Source organism: Acinetobacter sp. ESBL14 (assembly GCF_036668815.1).
GTDB lineage: Bacteria > Pseudomonadota > Gammaproteobacteria > Pseudomonadales > Moraxellaceae > Acinetobacter > Acinetobacter gyllenbergii.
Map to the genome: position 1 here is coordinate 91631 of NZ_JAZEVS010000007.1, position 16194 is coordinate 107824.

Annotated in this window: 18 protein-coding genes and 1 pseudogene; 15 read left to right on the top strand and 4 right to left on the bottom strand. The window is 38.0% G+C overall.

What is annotated here, in order from left to right; translation table 11 throughout:
- Window positions 1-14: 14 nt before the first annotated feature.
- The 6 genes from V6E90_RS18540 (at window position 15) to V6E90_RS18565 (ending at window position 5809) form a co-directional block, all read left to right on the top strand.
- Entirely contained in the window at window positions 15-1883 is a 1869-nt protein-coding gene (locus V6E90_RS18540) for an amidohydrolase (protein ID WP_008941016.1), read from the top strand.
- A 54-nt stretch (window positions 1884-1937) separates the two neighbouring features.
- The gene (locus V6E90_RS18545; RefSeq protein WP_017394405.1) at window positions 1938-2105 is read left to right on the top strand and encodes a DUF1427 family protein; all 168 of its coding nucleotides are present in this window, start codon (window positions 1938-1940) and stop codon (window positions 2103-2105) included.
- A 103-nt stretch (window positions 2106-2208) separates the two neighbouring features.
- Window positions 2209-3558: a carbohydrate porin gene (locus V6E90_RS18550; RefSeq protein ID WP_332606151.1), complete on the top strand. Its 1350-nt coding sequence runs from the start codon at window positions 2209-2211 to the stop codon at window positions 3556-3558.
- 23 nt (window positions 3559-3581) lie between these two features.
- Window positions 3582-4286, top strand: a complete 705-nt coding sequence (locus V6E90_RS18555) for a YoaK family protein (RefSeq protein ID WP_442881270.1) — start codon at window positions 3582-3584, stop codon at window positions 4284-4286.
- A 10-nt stretch (window positions 4287-4296) separates the two neighbouring features.
- Window positions 4297-4881, top strand: a complete 585-nt coding sequence (locus tag V6E90_RS18560) for a TMEM175 family protein (RefSeq protein WP_332606153.1) — start codon at window positions 4297-4299, stop codon at window positions 4879-4881.
- A 193-nt stretch (window positions 4882-5074) separates the two neighbouring features.
- Window positions 5075-5809 (top strand): pirin family protein, encoded by a 735-nt coding sequence (locus V6E90_RS18565; protein WP_332606154.1) that lies wholly within the window; start codon window positions 5075-5077, stop codon window positions 5807-5809.
- Window positions 5810-5943: 134 nt separating this feature from the next.
- Here the strand turns inward: V6E90_RS18565 and V6E90_RS18570 are convergent.
- Window positions 5944-6174: pseudogene (locus V6E90_RS18570) on the bottom strand (hypothetical protein); the annotation flags it as partial.
- Window positions 6175-6453: 279 nt separating this feature from the next.
- Window positions 6454-7050: a LysE/ArgO family amino acid transporter gene (locus V6E90_RS18575; protein ID WP_332606155.1), complete on the bottom strand. Its 597-nt coding sequence runs from the start codon at window positions 7048-7050 to the stop codon at window positions 6454-6456.
- Between the two features lie 390 nt (window positions 7051-7440).
- Between V6E90_RS18575 and V6E90_RS18580 the strand changes: the two genes are divergently transcribed.
- Window positions 7441-8604, top strand: coding sequence for an MFS transporter (locus V6E90_RS18580; RefSeq protein WP_332606156.1), 1164 nt, complete (start codon window positions 7441-7443; stop codon window positions 8602-8604).
- A 247-nt stretch (window positions 8605-8851) separates the two neighbouring features.
- Window positions 8852-9739 carry an ArgP/LysG family DNA-binding transcriptional regulator gene (locus V6E90_RS18585; protein WP_332606157.1) on the top strand — a complete coding sequence of 296 codons (888 nt, stop codon included), beginning with the start codon at window positions 8852-8854 and terminating at the stop codon, window positions 9737-9739.
- A 112-nt stretch (window positions 9740-9851) separates the two neighbouring features.
- On the opposite strand, the gene V6E90_RS18590 is transcribed toward V6E90_RS18585, so the two are convergent.
- Window positions 9852-10187 carry a hypothetical protein gene (locus tag V6E90_RS18590; protein WP_016541195.1) on the bottom strand — a complete coding sequence of 112 codons (336 nt, stop codon included), beginning with the start codon at window positions 10185-10187 and terminating at the stop codon, window positions 9852-9854.
- Window positions 10188-10535: 348 nt separating this feature from the next.
- Between V6E90_RS18590 and V6E90_RS18595 the strand changes: the two genes are divergently transcribed.
- The 3 genes from V6E90_RS18595 to V6E90_RS18605 all read left to right on the top strand — a co-directional run bounded on the left by V6E90_RS18595 (window position 10536) and on the right by V6E90_RS18605 (window position 12383).
- Window positions 10536-10946, top strand: coding sequence for a J517_1871 family lipoprotein (locus V6E90_RS18595; RefSeq protein WP_016660205.1), 411 nt, complete (start codon window positions 10536-10538; stop codon window positions 10944-10946).
- A 72-nt stretch (window positions 10947-11018) separates the two neighbouring features.
- Window positions 11019-11642 (top strand): MarC family protein, encoded by a 624-nt coding sequence (locus V6E90_RS18600; RefSeq protein ID WP_016541197.1) that lies wholly within the window; start codon window positions 11019-11021, stop codon window positions 11640-11642.
- A 225-nt stretch (window positions 11643-11867) separates the two neighbouring features.
- Window positions 11868-12383 (top strand): acyl-CoA thioesterase, encoded by a 516-nt coding sequence (locus V6E90_RS18605; RefSeq protein ID WP_016660206.1) that lies wholly within the window; start codon window positions 11868-11870, stop codon window positions 12381-12383.
- 140 nt (window positions 12384-12523) lie between these two features.
- Here V6E90_RS18605 and V6E90_RS18610 read toward each other — a convergent pair whose 3' ends face one another.
- Window positions 12524-12718 (bottom strand): hypothetical protein, encoded by a 195-nt coding sequence (locus tag V6E90_RS18610; protein WP_016541198.1) that lies wholly within the window; start codon window positions 12716-12718, stop codon window positions 12524-12526.
- 479 nt (window positions 12719-13197) lie between these two features.
- Between V6E90_RS18610 and V6E90_RS18615 the strand changes: the two genes are divergently transcribed.
- The 4 genes from V6E90_RS18615 (at window position 13198) to V6E90_RS18630 (ending at window position 15956) form a co-directional block, all read left to right on the top strand.
- Window positions 13198-14232, top strand: coding sequence for a CobW family GTP-binding protein (locus tag V6E90_RS18615; RefSeq protein WP_332606158.1), 1035 nt, complete (start codon window positions 13198-13200; stop codon window positions 14230-14232).
- Window positions 14233-14286: 54 nt separating this feature from the next.
- Window positions 14287-14817: a YaeQ family protein gene (locus tag V6E90_RS18620; RefSeq protein WP_016541200.1), complete on the top strand. Its 531-nt coding sequence runs from the start codon at window positions 14287-14289 to the stop codon at window positions 14815-14817.
- A 30-nt stretch (window positions 14818-14847) separates the two neighbouring features.
- Window positions 14848-15189 (top strand): FKBP-type peptidyl-prolyl cis-trans isomerase, encoded by a 342-nt coding sequence (locus V6E90_RS18625; protein ID WP_004652009.1) that lies wholly within the window; start codon window positions 14848-14850, stop codon window positions 15187-15189.
- 365 nt (window positions 15190-15554) lie between these two features.
- Entirely contained in the window at window positions 15555-15956 is a 402-nt protein-coding gene (locus tag V6E90_RS18630; protein WP_016541201.1) for a hypothetical protein, read from the top strand.
- Window positions 15957-16194 lie beyond the last annotated feature (238 nt).

Below are 16194 nucleotides of genomic sequence, written 5' to 3' on the forward strand. Positions count from 1 at the left end.
TGGTGGGGTGAAAAATGTCTCAAATCGATTTAATTCTTAGAAATGCAAAAATTACGACCTTGAATCCACAGCAACCTGAAGCTCAAGCGATTGCTATTACAGCGGGTAAAGTCGTTGCCGTAGATGATAATGATAAAATTATGAAAATGGCATCAGCGACCACGAAAGTCGTTGATTTAAATGGTCGTCGCGTAATTCCTGGTTTAAATGACAGTCACTTACATTTAATTCGTGGTGGTCTGCATTATAACATGGAGTTGCGATGGGAAGGCGTTCCCTCAGTTGCTGATGCATTACGATTATTGAAAGAGCAGGCTGAAAATACACCAGCTCCTCAATGGGTACGTGTTGTTGGTGGTTGGAATGAATTTCAATTTGTTGAGCGTCGTCTACCGACATTGGATGAGATCAATAAAGCCGCACCAGATACACCTGTATTTATTCTACATTTATATGCAAAAGCAATGCTGAATCGAGCAGCTTTAGATGCACTTGGTTTTAATAAAGATACGCCTGACCCACCTGGTGGAACGATTCAACGCAATGAAAAAGGCGAACCGACTGGTCTGTTATTGGCAACACCTTCAGCGATGATTTTGTATTCAACATTGGGTAAAGCGCCAATCCTTGAACGAGATGATCAAATCAATTCAACGCGTCATTTTATGCGTGAGCTAAATCGCTTAGGTATTACATCATTAATTGATGCAGGTGGTGGTGGGCAAAATTATCCAGAAGATTATGATGTTATTCAACATCTGCACCAAAAAGAGCAGATGACGGTACGCGTTGCTTACAACTTATTTGCACAAAAAGCAGGGCAGGAATATCAGGATTATCAAAAGTGGACTGAGATGACCTTTCCTGGTGATGGTGATGCGTTCTTACAAATGAATGGAGCAGGTGAAAACTTGACATGGTCTGCTGCCGATTTCGAGAACTTTCTCGAGCCACGTCCAGAACTAGTTAAGAGTATGGATGCAGAGTTAGAGCGCATCGTAGAGTTGCTTGCTGAGAAAAAATGGCCATTCCGTATTCATGCGACTTATGATGAAAGTATTGAGCGATTCCTCGATGTCTTTGAACGTGTCAATGAGCGCAAACCTTTTGCTACTAGATTTATTATTGATCATGCAGAAACAGTGTCAGAAAAGAACATAGAGCGAATTGGTGCTTTGGGTGGTGGTATCGCAATTCAACACCGCATGGCTTTCCAAGGCGAATACTTTGTCGATCGTTATGGCGCGGCAGCTGCAAAAGCTACGCCACCAGTGAAAAAGATGCTTGAGTTAGGTGTTCCCGTTGGGGCAGGTACAGATGCGACACGAGTCGCCTCATATAATCCATGGGTCTGCTTATATTGGTTAACCACTGGCAAAACCGTTGGTGGACTACCGCTGTACGATGAGAAAAACTTGTTAGATCGCCAGACAGCATTGAAACTTTGGACTAAAGGTTCGGCATGGTTCTCAGGGGAAGCTGGTGTGAAAGGTGCTTTGGTGCAAGGTGAGTTAGCTGATTTAGTCGTGCTATCCGATGATTATTTCTCAGTTGAGGCTGAAGAAATAAAGAATATTGAATCAGTAATGACCGTATTAGGTGGAAAAATCGTATATGCGGGTGCTGAATTTAAACAGGATGATTCACCATTACCTCCAGCCTCGCCAACATGGTCGCCTGTGAGAAAGTTTGGGGGGTACTGGCGAGCTACAGAAAATCGCAATGCGCCGTCTAATCAACCATTGCAAGCTAAGTCTGCCGCTTGTGCATGTACCAATAGTTGTGGCATGCATGGTCATAGTCATGCTTGGGTTCTCGATGTTCCTGTGAAAGATAAAAAATCTTTCTGGGGAGCATTAGGCTGTTCTTGCTTCGCATTTTAATCCTTTCTTTTGCTGAGGTATGACTTGATTGGTCATACCTCTGAGATTTCCGCGATGAAAATGTACCTCTTATCTTTGGGAGTGGGGTTGTTGGTCGGCGTGTTGTATTACGTTTTAAATGTACGTTCGCCAGCTCCACCAATTGTTGCTTTAGTTGGATTGTTGGGTATGGTTGTGGGTGAAAAACTCATACCTCTGATTAAAGACTTTTTCCCTTCATAGCCTATTACGCTAGGTGTGATTTAAAAGCATATAAATTATTCAGTATTGTAGATCTTTAAATCATACATTTAGCCTCTTTTTAATTTCTTTTGTAGGGGGAGTGATGAAATATCTTTCGATTCAAACAAGAACAATGACGCTTTGTGGTTTTTATCTTTGTAGTCTGACTGCATCGACTTATATCTATGCAGATGAATTTTATTCACAAAATCGTCAGTATTTATTAGGAGATTGGAACGGAAAGCGTACCAATCTATCTGATCAAGGTATTGATTTTAATCTATCTTTCACCAATGAAACCGCGACCAATATAGATGGTGGTTTTAATAATGATTCAACAGTTCGTAATGCTAATCAATGGACTTTTGGAACGACTTTAGATCTGGAGAAATTGAGTGGTTGGCAGAATGCTCAAGCAAAAATTAGTATCAGTAAACGAGATGGTCGGTCATTATCTACGGATCGTATAGCTGATCCAAGAACCAGTCAATTTAGTAACGTGCAAGAGATTAGCGGACGTGGCCCAGTTTGGCGATTGAGTCAGGCTTCGATTCAAAAGGGTTTTGAGCAACAAGGAATCACTGTAAAGCTCGGTCGAATGAATATAGGGGAAGATTTCAATTCTGCACCTTGTGAGTTCCAAAACTTAACACTTTGTGGTTCTCAAGTTGGTAAAACAGTTTCTGAACTCTGGTATAATTGGCCAATTACGGTTTGGGCTGCAAATATTAAGTATGATCTCAATTCCGCTACAACTTTAGCTTTAGGTGTCTATGAATCTAATCCTGAAAATACAAAACGAAGTCAAGGTTTTAATCTAAGTACAGATGGGTCTAAAGGGGTGTTAATCCCAATTGAATGGGTTTGGAAACCCCAACTGAATGGTTTAAACGGCATATATCGGTTTGGCGCTTTTTATAGTACGGCTGATGCTATTGATGTATTAACAGATACAAAAGGCGAAGCCCAGCTATCAGATCAAGAACGACAAATACATTCTGGTAAATATAATACTTGGTTTGTTGCACAACAACAGTTGACGCAGCATTCAGATGATCCTAAACGTGGGTTAACGATTTTTCTCAATTTTAATATCAATGATAAAGCTACTTCTGAGCTACTCAGTTCACAACAGATTGCTTTGCAATATAAAGGTTTGTTTGATGCACGACCAAATGATTCGATGGGATTAGGTGTGGCAAGAACAGATGTTAATAAACGATTACGAGCACGACAGAGATTGGAAAATGAAATCAATCAAATTTCAGATTATCAAAATCCAGCGTATGTGCCTATTCAATATGATGAAACAAATGTTGAGCTAAATTACACGTTTAATTGGTCACCTAGTGTGATGATTCGTCCCAATCTCCAATTTGTGCGCCAAGCAGGCGGTCTTAAAGAAGTCAAAGATGCGTGGGTATTGGGACTCACTACACGACTAAACTTCTAATCAAAAATAATTAGGTGGAAATGATGCAAATAGAATTTGAAAGAAAACAGAGTGTTTGGAAAACATGTCGTGATCCTGTTTTACTAACGATCGTCGGTGGTGCAATTGACACCATTGGCTTTATCGCATTATTTGGATTTTTTACAGCCCACGTAACAGGTAACTTGGTTTTGGCAGGTGCGGCTTGGGTTAAAGGTGGTACAGGATTATGGATTAAACTCGCAGCTATTCCTTTATTTATTTTGACTGTTGCAATTACTAAATACTTGATTGATAAAGCTGGTCAAAAAAGTAAAACTTTAAGTGCATTATTTTTAGCAGAGGCAATTTTTTTAACGGCTTTTATGCTGGCTGGTATTTATTTTGAACCCTTTATTAATCCAGATAGTATCACTATTGCAGTGACTGGTGGATTGGGGCTTATCGCGTTGGCCATACGTAATACCTCAAGCAAAACATTGATTAAGCATATTAGCCCAAGTACGATGATGACAGGTAACACGACCCAGTTAGGCATTGATATTTCAAACTATCTTAGAGATCGTTCCATAGACAATCGGAGCAAGCTTGAACATAGTCTAAGTATTGTTTTAGGTTTCATCATTGGGGCTTTTTTGGGTGCTGTGTTATATGTTTATTTAGATTTTTGGAGTGTTGCATTCTTTATTCTACCAGTCTTATACCTTTCATATTTGGCCGCTGAACAGAAATTTGTTCAACCGAATTAGGACGGAAGGGATGAATAAGTTTCGATTAGAAGCAATGAGTGATGGGATTTTTGCCATTATTATTACAGTTATGCTATTGGAACTAAAGATTCCTGAGGGCTATGATTTGTATGCTTTGAAAGATGAATTAAATCTTATTTTTAGTTATATCTTAAGTTTTATATATGTCGGAATCTATTGGAATAATCACCATCATTTATTTCTAGTTGTGAATAATATTAATGGGAAAATCCTTTGGACTAACTTACATCTAATGTTTTGGCTTACGATGATTCCGCTCTCTACAGGGTGGTCAGCTCATACACATTATGCCCCAATTCCAACCGCAATTTATGCATTGATTTTGTGTATGTGCTCTTTATCTTATCGATTATTGGAGCAAATAATTTCACGCAATGAGGGAGAGAACTCATTGGCTGCAAAACTTTTAACAAAGGACACTAAACTATCTATTTCAGTCGTTTTGTATGGGATGTCTATTTTTTTAAGCTTTATAGAAACCAAGTTTACTTTATTCATCCTAGGTGTTTTGGCAATACTATGGTTTTTTCCAAATAAGCATATTGAGGATTATTATTCAGAAAAGCAAGAGTAAACATTATGGTTTGTTCTCAGTAACCTAGAAATACAATAGCTCATTTTGAAGCTGCTTCAAATGATTTTGTACTCAACCAATCGAGATGCGAATGATTTATAATCAGATTGTAAAAAATATCTCGATATAATCAAACAAATCTACACGGGCTATAACTCGTGTTTGAAATATACAAAAGTAATAGGAAAAATCTATGACTAAAAGCGTTTATCACAAAGCATCTTCACGTGGTCATGCCAATCACGGTTGGTTAGATTCACGTCATACGTTTAGTTTTGCAAATTATCAAGACCCTGAAAGAATGAACTTTGGTGTTTTACGTGTAATTAATGATGACCATGTTGAGCCGGGTCATGGTTTTGGAGTTCATGGACATGACAATATGGAAATTATTTCAATTCCACTCGAAGGCCAATTAAAACATGCAGATAGCATTGGAAATGAAGGAGTAATTCATAAGGGTGAGATTCAGGTTATGTCTGCTGGTACTGGAGTAAGGCATAGTGAAATGAATGGAAGTGATCAACTCCCTGTTAAGTTCTTACAAATCTGGATATTCCCACGCGAAAGAAATGTTACTCCACGCTACGACCAAAAATTTGTTGCTACTGAAAGAATACATAATCAATGGCAAGAAATTCTATCCCCAAATTTTGAAACTAATGCAGTATGGATTCATCAGGATGCGTGGTTTAGTTTAGGTGAAATTGATCAAGGAATTGAACTATCTTACCAAGTAAAGAAAAGAGGAAATGGAGTATATATTTTCGTTCTTGAAGGTGAATTAGAAATTATATTAGATGATGGTAGCAAAAAAAATCTGCATAAAAGAGATGGATTTGGAGTATGGGAAACAGACTTTTTTACAGTCATTGCTAACTCTGAAAGTCAGGTTTTATTAATGGATATTCCTATGGAACTATCATAAAATAAAAAGTATGAATAGGCACTAATATTCACACTTTAAGATTTTTGGGGTTGTTCTAAATTATAAAAAATACTTTTTCATTAAAAATGCTTTTGCCCTAAATGGTAGAAGCATTAATTTTATGCAATTTATTTTTATATATTACGAAATTTAGCCAAATCACTCATCAACACTTTACGTTTTTCAAGATAAGCCCCAGGTAAATATGCTGCTTCAACTTCATCAGGTAGCTTATGTGCTAATACATGCTCACAAACTTCACGTGGCTAGTCAGTTTTGTCTGCTGACCAGTCACGGAAAGTTGATAGAAAGGCATATGTGGCAATTATTCGATTTTGCTTCAGGGTAATATAGCCTAAGTCATTTGCACCAACCATAGTGAGTATTGTTCTCCTGTTAGAGTTAGAAAACGAATGTGATAGAATAGGAAATCGAACTAAAATATGCGTAGATATATGAATTGTGTTGTGGGAATAAGTAGAAACAAAGAAATCGTGATGAAGTAAAAATAGTAGTAAAAAATTAAATTTAATATATTTTATTTTTATATATTAGTGTTTTATGTTATTAATTCGACTGTCACCGCTTCCGCCAAATACGAAAAAGCCCTTATGAAAATAAGGGCTTTTTTATTTCTCTGTATTTTAGATTAACAATTTAGTTGCAATTGCCCACATCATCAGTCCAACAACAACATCTAGAATTCTCCACGAACTGGTCTTTTTAAACCAAGGCAATAAGACTCTTGCGCCATAGCCTAAAGCGAAAAAGAAGATCCATGAGGAAAGTATGGTTCCAGCCGCAAACCAGTACAGATGATCTGCAAACTGAACTGAAATCGAACCAACCAGAATTACGGTGTCTAAATAGACATGTGGATTCAGCCAGGTGAAGGCCAAACACATTCCAATGATTTTAAGCAAAGAGTCTTTTTCAATTTCACTGGGGTTGAGTGCAGAGTTATTATTGATGGCTGAGTAAAAGTTTCTGAGACCATATAAAAATAAAAAAGCAGCACCGAAGTATTTGGCAATGGTCACAATCAAAGGAAAGTCGATCACGATTTTTGAAAAGCCCATCACCCCTAGATAAATTAGGATAGAATCTGAAAGTGCACAGATTAAACAGACCCAAAATACATGCTGCTGTTTTAAGCCTTGTTTGAGGACAAATGCATTCTGTGCACCAATGGCTAAAATTAAAGAAAAGCCAATACCGAGCCCATAGAAAAATGCAGTCATATTTTGGTTCCTCAATCGTATTGGGTGGTCTGTGTTGGCTTAGGATGGAAAACAACGTGCATATGCTTAGGCAAAGGCAGTTCGTCTAACGCTTAGATCAAGTGTTAGATGCTTTTTTTCCATTAAAAATTTACTGTTTGCTATTATCTTTTTATATTTATAAAAGTCAGTAAAATTAAGATTGTTTTGGTTTGGCTAAATTTTTTTAAGGTTTGAGGGTGGGAGTGCAACAAAGCAGCTTAGATATTGTTGTCCGAATTACCCCCCTTATTCTTCAATTATTGCCCTTATTTTAAGAATCGTTTTAGATCAAAATTAAAAACAATCGACACAGGAAGTGTTCGAGGAAATATCCAGACAAATATTTAAAAATAATGCAGTGAGTCAGGCATGGACCTCAATCATCATATTCAAAATGTAAATAACCGAATGCTCCGTAAAACAAGGACAGTGATTGCGCTCGGTTTTGCCACACAAGGTCTGGGTTATGCGACTGTGATGACCGCACTCCCTACAATAAAAGGCCGTTTCAGACTTTCTGATGATCAGTTATCACTGATTATTCTTGGTGTATGTATTGCAGCAGCGCTTGGTTCAATTTTAGCTGATCGTATCGCGCTCAGACTTGGTTCTCGACTTGCCGTGGTGATAGGTTTTATTTTTGAAGCCATCGGAATCGCAATTGCTGCATTTAGTCCAAATGTGATTGTGATGATTGCGAGTTTTTTGCTTTATGGACTTGGGTTAGGTTGCTTAGACGCAGCACTGAATATGCAAGCGGTTATGATGGAACTACGGCTTGGTAAAAGTGTCTTTGGTGGCTTCTTTGCTTGTTACACTGCGGCTGCATTTTTCGGTGCATTAATGATGTCAGCCACGGTTTCAACTGCACTTGAGGCAACGACAGCATTATGTATTGCGGTGGTGATTGCATTCGTCACCTCACAACTTTCTAGAAACTGGTTATTTCAGCAAAAACAATCCTCAGAAATACATCCACAAGAGAAACCAGCGATTCCATATCAACAACTTCTCATTTTTGGCGTGATTATTCTGATTGTGTTCACTGTCGATTCTGCAATCAGTACATGGAGTTCCATTTATCTCAAAGACGTTTTAGCAAGTTCAGCAACAATTGCTCCTTTAGGTTATGCAGCCTATCAAATAGGAATTTTACTCACACGCTTAAGTCTTGATTATTTACTGCAATTTAAAACAGCAACATGGGTTGCTTTGGTCACGCTCCTGATTGGAGCATTCGGATGCGTATTATCTGGAATAAGTCATTCATTAGTCACGGTTATTGTTGGTTTTGCATTGGCTGGTGTCGCTGTAGGTGCGTTGGTTCCACTGACCTATTCTGCTGTAGGTCGTTTAGATGAAAGTCGACGAGATGAAATTATTGCGCGTATTAATATTTTTAATTATGGAGGGGCAGTAGCTGGAGCCGTCATCGTTGGCTTGTTAGCAACGCCTTTTGGTTATGCGCCGTCCTTTATCGGCTTGGCATTTGCTTTACTTAGTATTATTTATTTGAGAAAAAGACTGGCTTGATCTACCTCAATCAGGACAGAGGCATTTTGCGTTGGTCGTGATCAGGGGGAAATTAATAACGATCTTGGAAAGCCCCGTGACGCCAAAGCAAATCAGAATCCTACTTGAAAGTAGGTAGATCCATTGCCTAAAAGAATGAGAACTTTTCAGAGAGAAAAGTTACGGGGTTTAGCATCATCTTTTTTTCTTTTAAAAATTCAGTAGAATTAAAATTAATTGGATTTAGCTAAATTTTTTTAAGATCATTATGCTGGACAATAAACAATGTGAGGCCTTTTTTGCAGTTGCTGAAAATGGAAGTTTTGAACAAGCAGGGTTGAAGCTGTGCATTACTGCATCTGCGGTGACTTTAAGAGTTCAGGCACTGGAAAAAGAACTGGGACAGTTGCTACTGATTCGTGGTCGTCCTTGTGTTCTGACGCAAGCGGGTCAGCAAATGTTTGAGCATTTACAGCACATCAGACGTTTAGAACAAAATCTATTGCATGGTTTGACGGGTGCAGGGGAGTCACACTTTTTTAAAACCGTGATTGGTTCTAATGAGGACTCCTTGGCAACCTGGTTACTTCCAGCATTAAAGGAAGTGTTACTCAAAGAAAAGATCGTAATTGAGCTGAGAACAGATGACCAGTCGCATACTTATTCATTATTAGAAAAGGGCACAGTCAGTGCTTGTATTTCGATTGAAGATCAGCCAATGCGAGGCTGTCATGCTGAATATTTAGGACTGATGCGTTATCGCATGATGGCAACTGAGCAATTTAAAAAGAAATGGTTTGCAGAGGGAATTCATCGAGAAACATTACGCGCTGCACCCGCAATTATTTTTAATGAAAAAGACCGTATGCATTTCGATCTTCTCGAAAAAAATTATGGATTGATGAAAGGAACTTATCCTTGTCATTTAATTCCATCTTCTGAGTCTTTTGTGACCGCCATTAAATTGGGGTTAGGTTATGGTATGGTGCCCGAGTTACAACTGAATATTGAAAATAAAGCAGAAGTATTGGTTGGGTTATTGCCTGATATTAGTGTTGATATTCCACTGTATTGGCATCATTGGGATCAACAATCAAAGCCATTACAGCTTTTGACTGAGCATCTTGTGAAATATGCTCGATTAATTTTGGCGTAAGTAAGCCACAGTATAAATAAAACTCGTAACCAAGCTTCTAAATTGTTTGCTTATAATCATGTCGTATAAGTACTGATTTAGAAGCTTGATTCAAATTCGATATTTTAAATCATTAAAATATTCTAGAGCTTTGGATATATTGGGTAGAGACATTATTAAGGGCGGTTAATATGTGCATTGCATCTTGGGTTATTAACGCTTGGTTGAGCTCATTCATATAAGCTAAAAGCTGAGCTTTTACTTTGTTGGAAAAGTCTGGTGTAACAGGTTGATCTTCATAAAGTAAGACATAGTTTTTTGCAAAACCATAAATCAGCAATAAAGCACTGTGTTCTAGCGGCTGCTCTGCAGCAACAATCGCTTGTTCACATTGATTTTTTAATTGTTTGTAGGCATCCGTTCCATTCGGAAGAGTCTGGAAAGTTTCAAATATAGATTGGAAAGTCATTTGAATCACTCGCTCAAAAAGAAAATCTACAGATGATCGAGATGAAAATCAAGCCTTAATTTTTTATTTATTTTAACTTTATTCGTGTATACCTTTTATCCAAAGATTGGCATTCCGTTTTCTTAAAAAATTATCGAATGTTGAGAGGTTTATGCTAATGAAAATATTAAATTGTAGTTGTCTTGATAAAAGCTAATTCAAAAAATGAAATTGAATATAAATCTTGGATTGGGATTTATTTAAACTGTTTTTACATTTCCGATACTTGTCATATACATGGAGTACAAATTAAAAAAGTGCTGATATGTGAAAATGTTAAGAATTATTTGATTTTTATCGTTTTAGGTGATGGTTGTGAAAAAGATTTTATTCCCCGTTATTTTTGCATTTGCTTTAGTGGGCTGTACCTCGATTACAACAATGTCGCCTGCTCAATTTAACCAGCTCACCACAACCCCGATTCCATTTGCTGGAAGTTGGACCGGTGAAGCGGGTGCTGCATCAGTCGCGTTAAGTCTGAACCGTCAAGGCAGTGGGCTGCTGTGTATGGATGACCGTAAGGAAGTTATGTCTTATCGGGTAAAGTTGGTCGATAACACCCTATACAGTGATAAAGGGGTCAAGTTTAAAGTCAAAGCGTTGAATAATAGCAAGGCCAACATTCACATGAGTCTATTGGGATTAGGGGTTAATCTTGATCTGAATAAAGATGATTCTTTAAAGAATGCCACAGTAGGCTGTAAGCAAGCCCTAAATTAATTTTGTATTGCTATTCTAAACGTTGCCTGTGATTGCAGGCAGTTAAGTTTTTCGCAGATGAAAGAGACCATTATGTTTTCTCCTTATATTCATGCGTTTGCATTATTTTTCTCATTGCTAAATCCCTTCCTGATGAGTGTTTATATGGTCGGGATGATCCGTAATACCGATGCAAAGGTATTTAGTAAAGCCTTGATACAGGGGAGTTTGATTGCCTTCGGGGTATTTATTCTATTTGCCTGGGGCGGTGAGAATATTTTTAGTCGCTATTTGAATGTTCGTTTCGAATCTTTTCAAATTTTTGGTGGCTTAATTTTCTTGGTCATTGGTTACCGTTATGTATTCCAGGGTGCAGAAACGATCGGAGAAATGCGGGGTGCGCCTGAACATCTGGCGGGTACTATCGCGATGCCATTTATGATCGGTCCAGGCACAATTAGTGCGGCGGTGGTGACTGGGGTGAGTGTACCTTTTACAGGGGCAATGGCTGTTATTGCAATTACCTTGATTCTAACCTGTAGTATTTTGATCTTGATGAAGTTTGGTCATGATCATTTACGCTATAAACATGCAAAATATATCGATCGCTATTTTGATATTGTCGGACGTTTATCTGCTTTGCTGATTGGTACGATTGCAATTGATATGATTGTAAATGGTATCGTTGGTCTGATCCGTTCAGCTAATTTGAGTTAATTACCTTCTAGCTTGATTTAATATATCTGATATTGAAGCTGTTTTTTATTTCATTCATCCATCAGTTTGAAGAGCGTATTTGGATAAAAACAGTTTCATTGTCATAATTTTGAATTGAATGATAGATAGAATATAAAAATAATTGATGATGTTTTATCATTTTGCGCATATTTTTACGCGCATGAATGAACGATAATAACAATGTTGCATTCTCAATGAGCTCTCATGTATCAATTAGATCAAGCAAACCAAGCACCTGATGACCAGTCTGAGTTGACGATGACGGTTTTAATGACACCTGATATGGCAAACTTTTCAGGTAATGTTCATGGTGGAACGATTCTCAAGTTGCTCGATCAAGTGGCTTATGCATGTGCCAGTCGATATTCAGGTAGCTATGTGGTAACCATGTCGGTTGATCGCGTCAATTTTAAAGAACCCATCTATGTCGGTGAATTGGTAACTTTCCTTGCCAGTGTCAATCATGTCGGCCGTACTTCAATGGAAATCGGCATTCGTGTTGAAGCGCAAAATATTCAAAAGCGGACAATTCGACATACCAATACTTGTTATTTCACCATGGTTGCCGTAGATGAACAGCGTAAGCCAAAAGAAGTTCCACAGCTAAATTTGGATACAGAATGGAAGCGTTGTCGTTTTGAAGCTGCTGAGCAGCGTAAGGCAATACGGTTGCAAGAAGTTCATCAACCTTCATGCAGTGTTTTTAAGAAAACCCCTTAGTACTCAGTTTTTAATAGAGTGCTGATGCAAAAAAGATCGAACCGCAGCATGGTTCGATCTTTTTTTTACATTGGTAATGAAGTAAGGGTTAAATCATTACCAATGTGAGTCTAAGGAACTGGAGGAACCTTGAGATCTAATTAGTTTGTTGGTGCTGGTGTCGATGCAGGCGCTTCAGCTGCTGCTACATCAGTTGCAGCTTGACCTTGAGTTTCAGGTTGTTCTTGAGTAGAAACAACGACTTTTTCTTCAGTTTGAGCTTCTACTGGTGCTGCAAATGTAGACGCTGCTGCAAGAGTAAGTGTAGTTGCAAGAACAGTTTTAATCAGTTTCATGTTTGGCATCCTTATTTCATTTAAAAATAACAACCTTCATGGGATGATTCGGTTAATCCAAATCTCTCAATTTCGGCATGAGGTTCATGCTATGTGCCAAACCCATTTGCGGCAATATTCTTAACAATCTATTACGACTATCTTAACAATATGAAATATTGCGTGCTGTTTTGTAGCTGCTATGTAAAACAGGATGGAGAAATTAAGGATGAAAATGTATGTAAATATGTTTTTTTGATTAAAAAATAATCGCTAATTTTACGTGTTTTAAACATTAAGTTTGGTTTTCTAAAAAATGCTTAATTGAATAAACCATTTATATTGAATATTTAAATAAGATTTTTAGATTTTAATTGTGATTTATATCACTTTATTTTTGATTGATGGGGTGTGTATCTAATTATGGGTAAAACCATTCTTTATTTTATTTCATCAATTTTTCGCTTTAGAATGAAATAAATTTTTAATGCGAGTCTATCGTGAAGCTTGTTGCTCCGAAAACAGTGCCTACCCATATTATTTCTGGTTTTTTAGGAGCGGGTAAGACCACATTATTGCAGCATTTATTGGCTCAGAAACCAGAACATGAGGTCTGGGCAGTTCTGATGAATGAGTTCGGGCAGATTGGTGTTGATCAGCAACTGATTACTCAGCAACAAGGCTATGCGGTAAAAGAATTGTTGGGAGGCTGCTTGTGTTGTAGCAGTCAATTACCGATGCAAATTGCATTGTCCCGCCTGCTGAGTGATAGCAAACCGGATCGTTTATTTATCGAACCCACAGGTTTAGGCCATCCCGCACAATTATTAGAACAACTGACTGAACCGCATTGGCAGAGTAGTTTGGCTATGCGAGCTTTAGTCATTGTTGTGGATGGTAGTCGCCTACATGACCAAGACTGGGCCAAACAGAATTTATATACAGATCAATTAAAAGCAGCACAAATCGTGGTGTTGTCGCATATCGATTGTATGACCGCAGCAGATCATCAAGCCTATGTGGCTTTAAAACAAGAATATGACACTTATGTCCAGCATTGGATTGAAGCTGAAAATGGGCAAGTACAGATTCAACAATTGGATATTCAGCAGCAACCTGTACAACGTAAGATCCAACCCTTATTAAGATTGCAGCAAACGCAAGCTGTTGAACCGCTGCCTGAAATAAAACAGCTGCCATACCATTATGTGGAAACGACGCAAGGTTATACGGTAGCAGGTTGGAAACTGCCTAAACGCTGGCAGTTTAACTTCTATGATTTGTTGGATCTATTATGTGCTCAGCAGGATTGGGTGCGTATTAAAGGTATATTTAATACTGAGCAAGGTTGGAAAAGCTTTAACTTTAACCCGCAGCAGTTTAACTATAAATCGGCTGAGGAAAGCATCGACAATCGAATTGAGCTGATTTGTCAGTCAACACGAGACTGGTTGGCTTTTGAAACACAATTATTGCGGTGCCGTATCAATCCGATTGATGATCAACATGATCAAATCGCACATGCTTCTGGGTAAAATAGAGTATGCTTAGCGCCAAATTTGAGTACACCGTATTGAAGAGTATCGTTTATGGCGCTAAAAGCAACAATATATAAGGCAGATCTGAATATTGCCAATATGGATGAGCATATCTATGCAGATTATCAGCTCACACTTGCTCAGCATCCTTCTGAAACCATTGAGCGTTTAATGGTGCGTATTTTAGCTTATGCGCGTTTTGCCGATGAACGTCTAGAATTTACCAAAGATTTATTTGAAACTGATGAGCCTGCACTATGGCAAAAAGATCTGACAGGGCTGTTAGAGAAATGGATTGAAGTCGGTTGTCCATCTGAAGATAAAGTTAAAAAAGCCAGTGCGCGTTGTAAACAGGTTGCAGTGGTGACCTATGGCGCTCAATCGGATGATTGGTGGCAGAAAAATACCAAGATTAAAACCTTAAGTAATGTGCAAGTATGGCAATTGGCCCCACAAACCACACAAGCACTTGAAGCGTTATGTGAACGCACCATGCAATTGCAGTTGAATATTATGGATGGTGAGTGGACTTTGTTAAGTGACAAAGGACAGGTCGACATTCAGTGGCAACAATTGCAATAATTTTAGTTTGAGTGATGTGGAGAGATAGAAATGAGTGCAGAATTAGAAATCATTGACTTGAAGGTAGGTGAAGGTAAAGAAGCGGTTCGTGGTGCTTTGATCACAACTCATTATACAGGTTGGTTGGAAGATGGAACCAAGTTTGACTCGTCTTTAGATCGTGGCAACTACTTTGAAACTGTGATTGGTACAGGTCGTGTGATTAAAGGTTGGGATCAGGGCATTATGGGTATGCGTGTGGGTGGAAAGCGCAAGTTGATCGTACCTGCACATTTGGCCTACGGTTCACGTAAAATGGGCAAAATCATTCCAGCCAATGCTAATCTGACTTTTGAAATTGAATTATTCGATGTAAAAACACGCGACGAATAACCAGTTTTGATTGAATGAATTGAAGCGGTTTAGTTTTTTTAGGCTAAATCGCTTTAAAATCATAAAGATAAAATAATATTAATAATTGTATAATAAGATTTTGATTTTAAAAACATTTCTTTCATCTGAATTTTATTACAGCCCAAGAAAAATATATTGATTCTGTATACAGTCCTGTATATCTTTGAGTTAAAAGAGCAATTTTTCTATGGCCCTTATTGTTAAAGCATAAATTGGTATTCTCAGGGTGTGAAATATTGTGCTTTAGGTGACGATAGGTTGATGGGGGTAAGTCAGCTATAGTTCATCGATGATAAAAATGTGGCAAAAAGTAATGATAAGAATTTGAGTGAGTAGAGGTCGATATGAATGATTATTTGGATATCACTGCATCAGAACTATTAAGAGAGTTAGATCATTTTTTTCTGATTGATACCCATGATGGCGCCCAGACTGGTTTTTGGGTCAATGAAAAAGCGCTAACGGACAAACATTACTGGATGGATGGTGATTATAAGGTTGAAATCCTCAGGTCTTTACAGCCTTCGCATCAGTATGCACCACATGACTATAAAATCACGCGTTTAGCTGTAGGGGAGAATGACAGCAATGTGGTGTTATTGGATTATGATGGCGTGCATAAAAAAATTCAGAGCTTCCGCCGAGGTGAGTGGGTGAACCGTCTGAATAAATATTTTTATCAAAAAGAGCGCCACTATTTACAGCAGCTCGCAGACCATCCCAACTTTCAATTAATACAGTATTAATCTCGTACGACGACGCTTAAATCCCCCCTAATTCAAATATTGAAATAGGGGGGTGGCCTTACCAAAAAATATTCAATTAAAATGTGATTGATTTCATAAAAAATACATTTAAGTTTATTTTCAGCTTTTAAAATTATAAATACAATCCGTATTTCCAGCTGACCATCAAAAACATCTTATTTGTCCATAAAATTGTAAGATGATGCAGGCATGATCTGCGATCAGCGAATTTCTAATC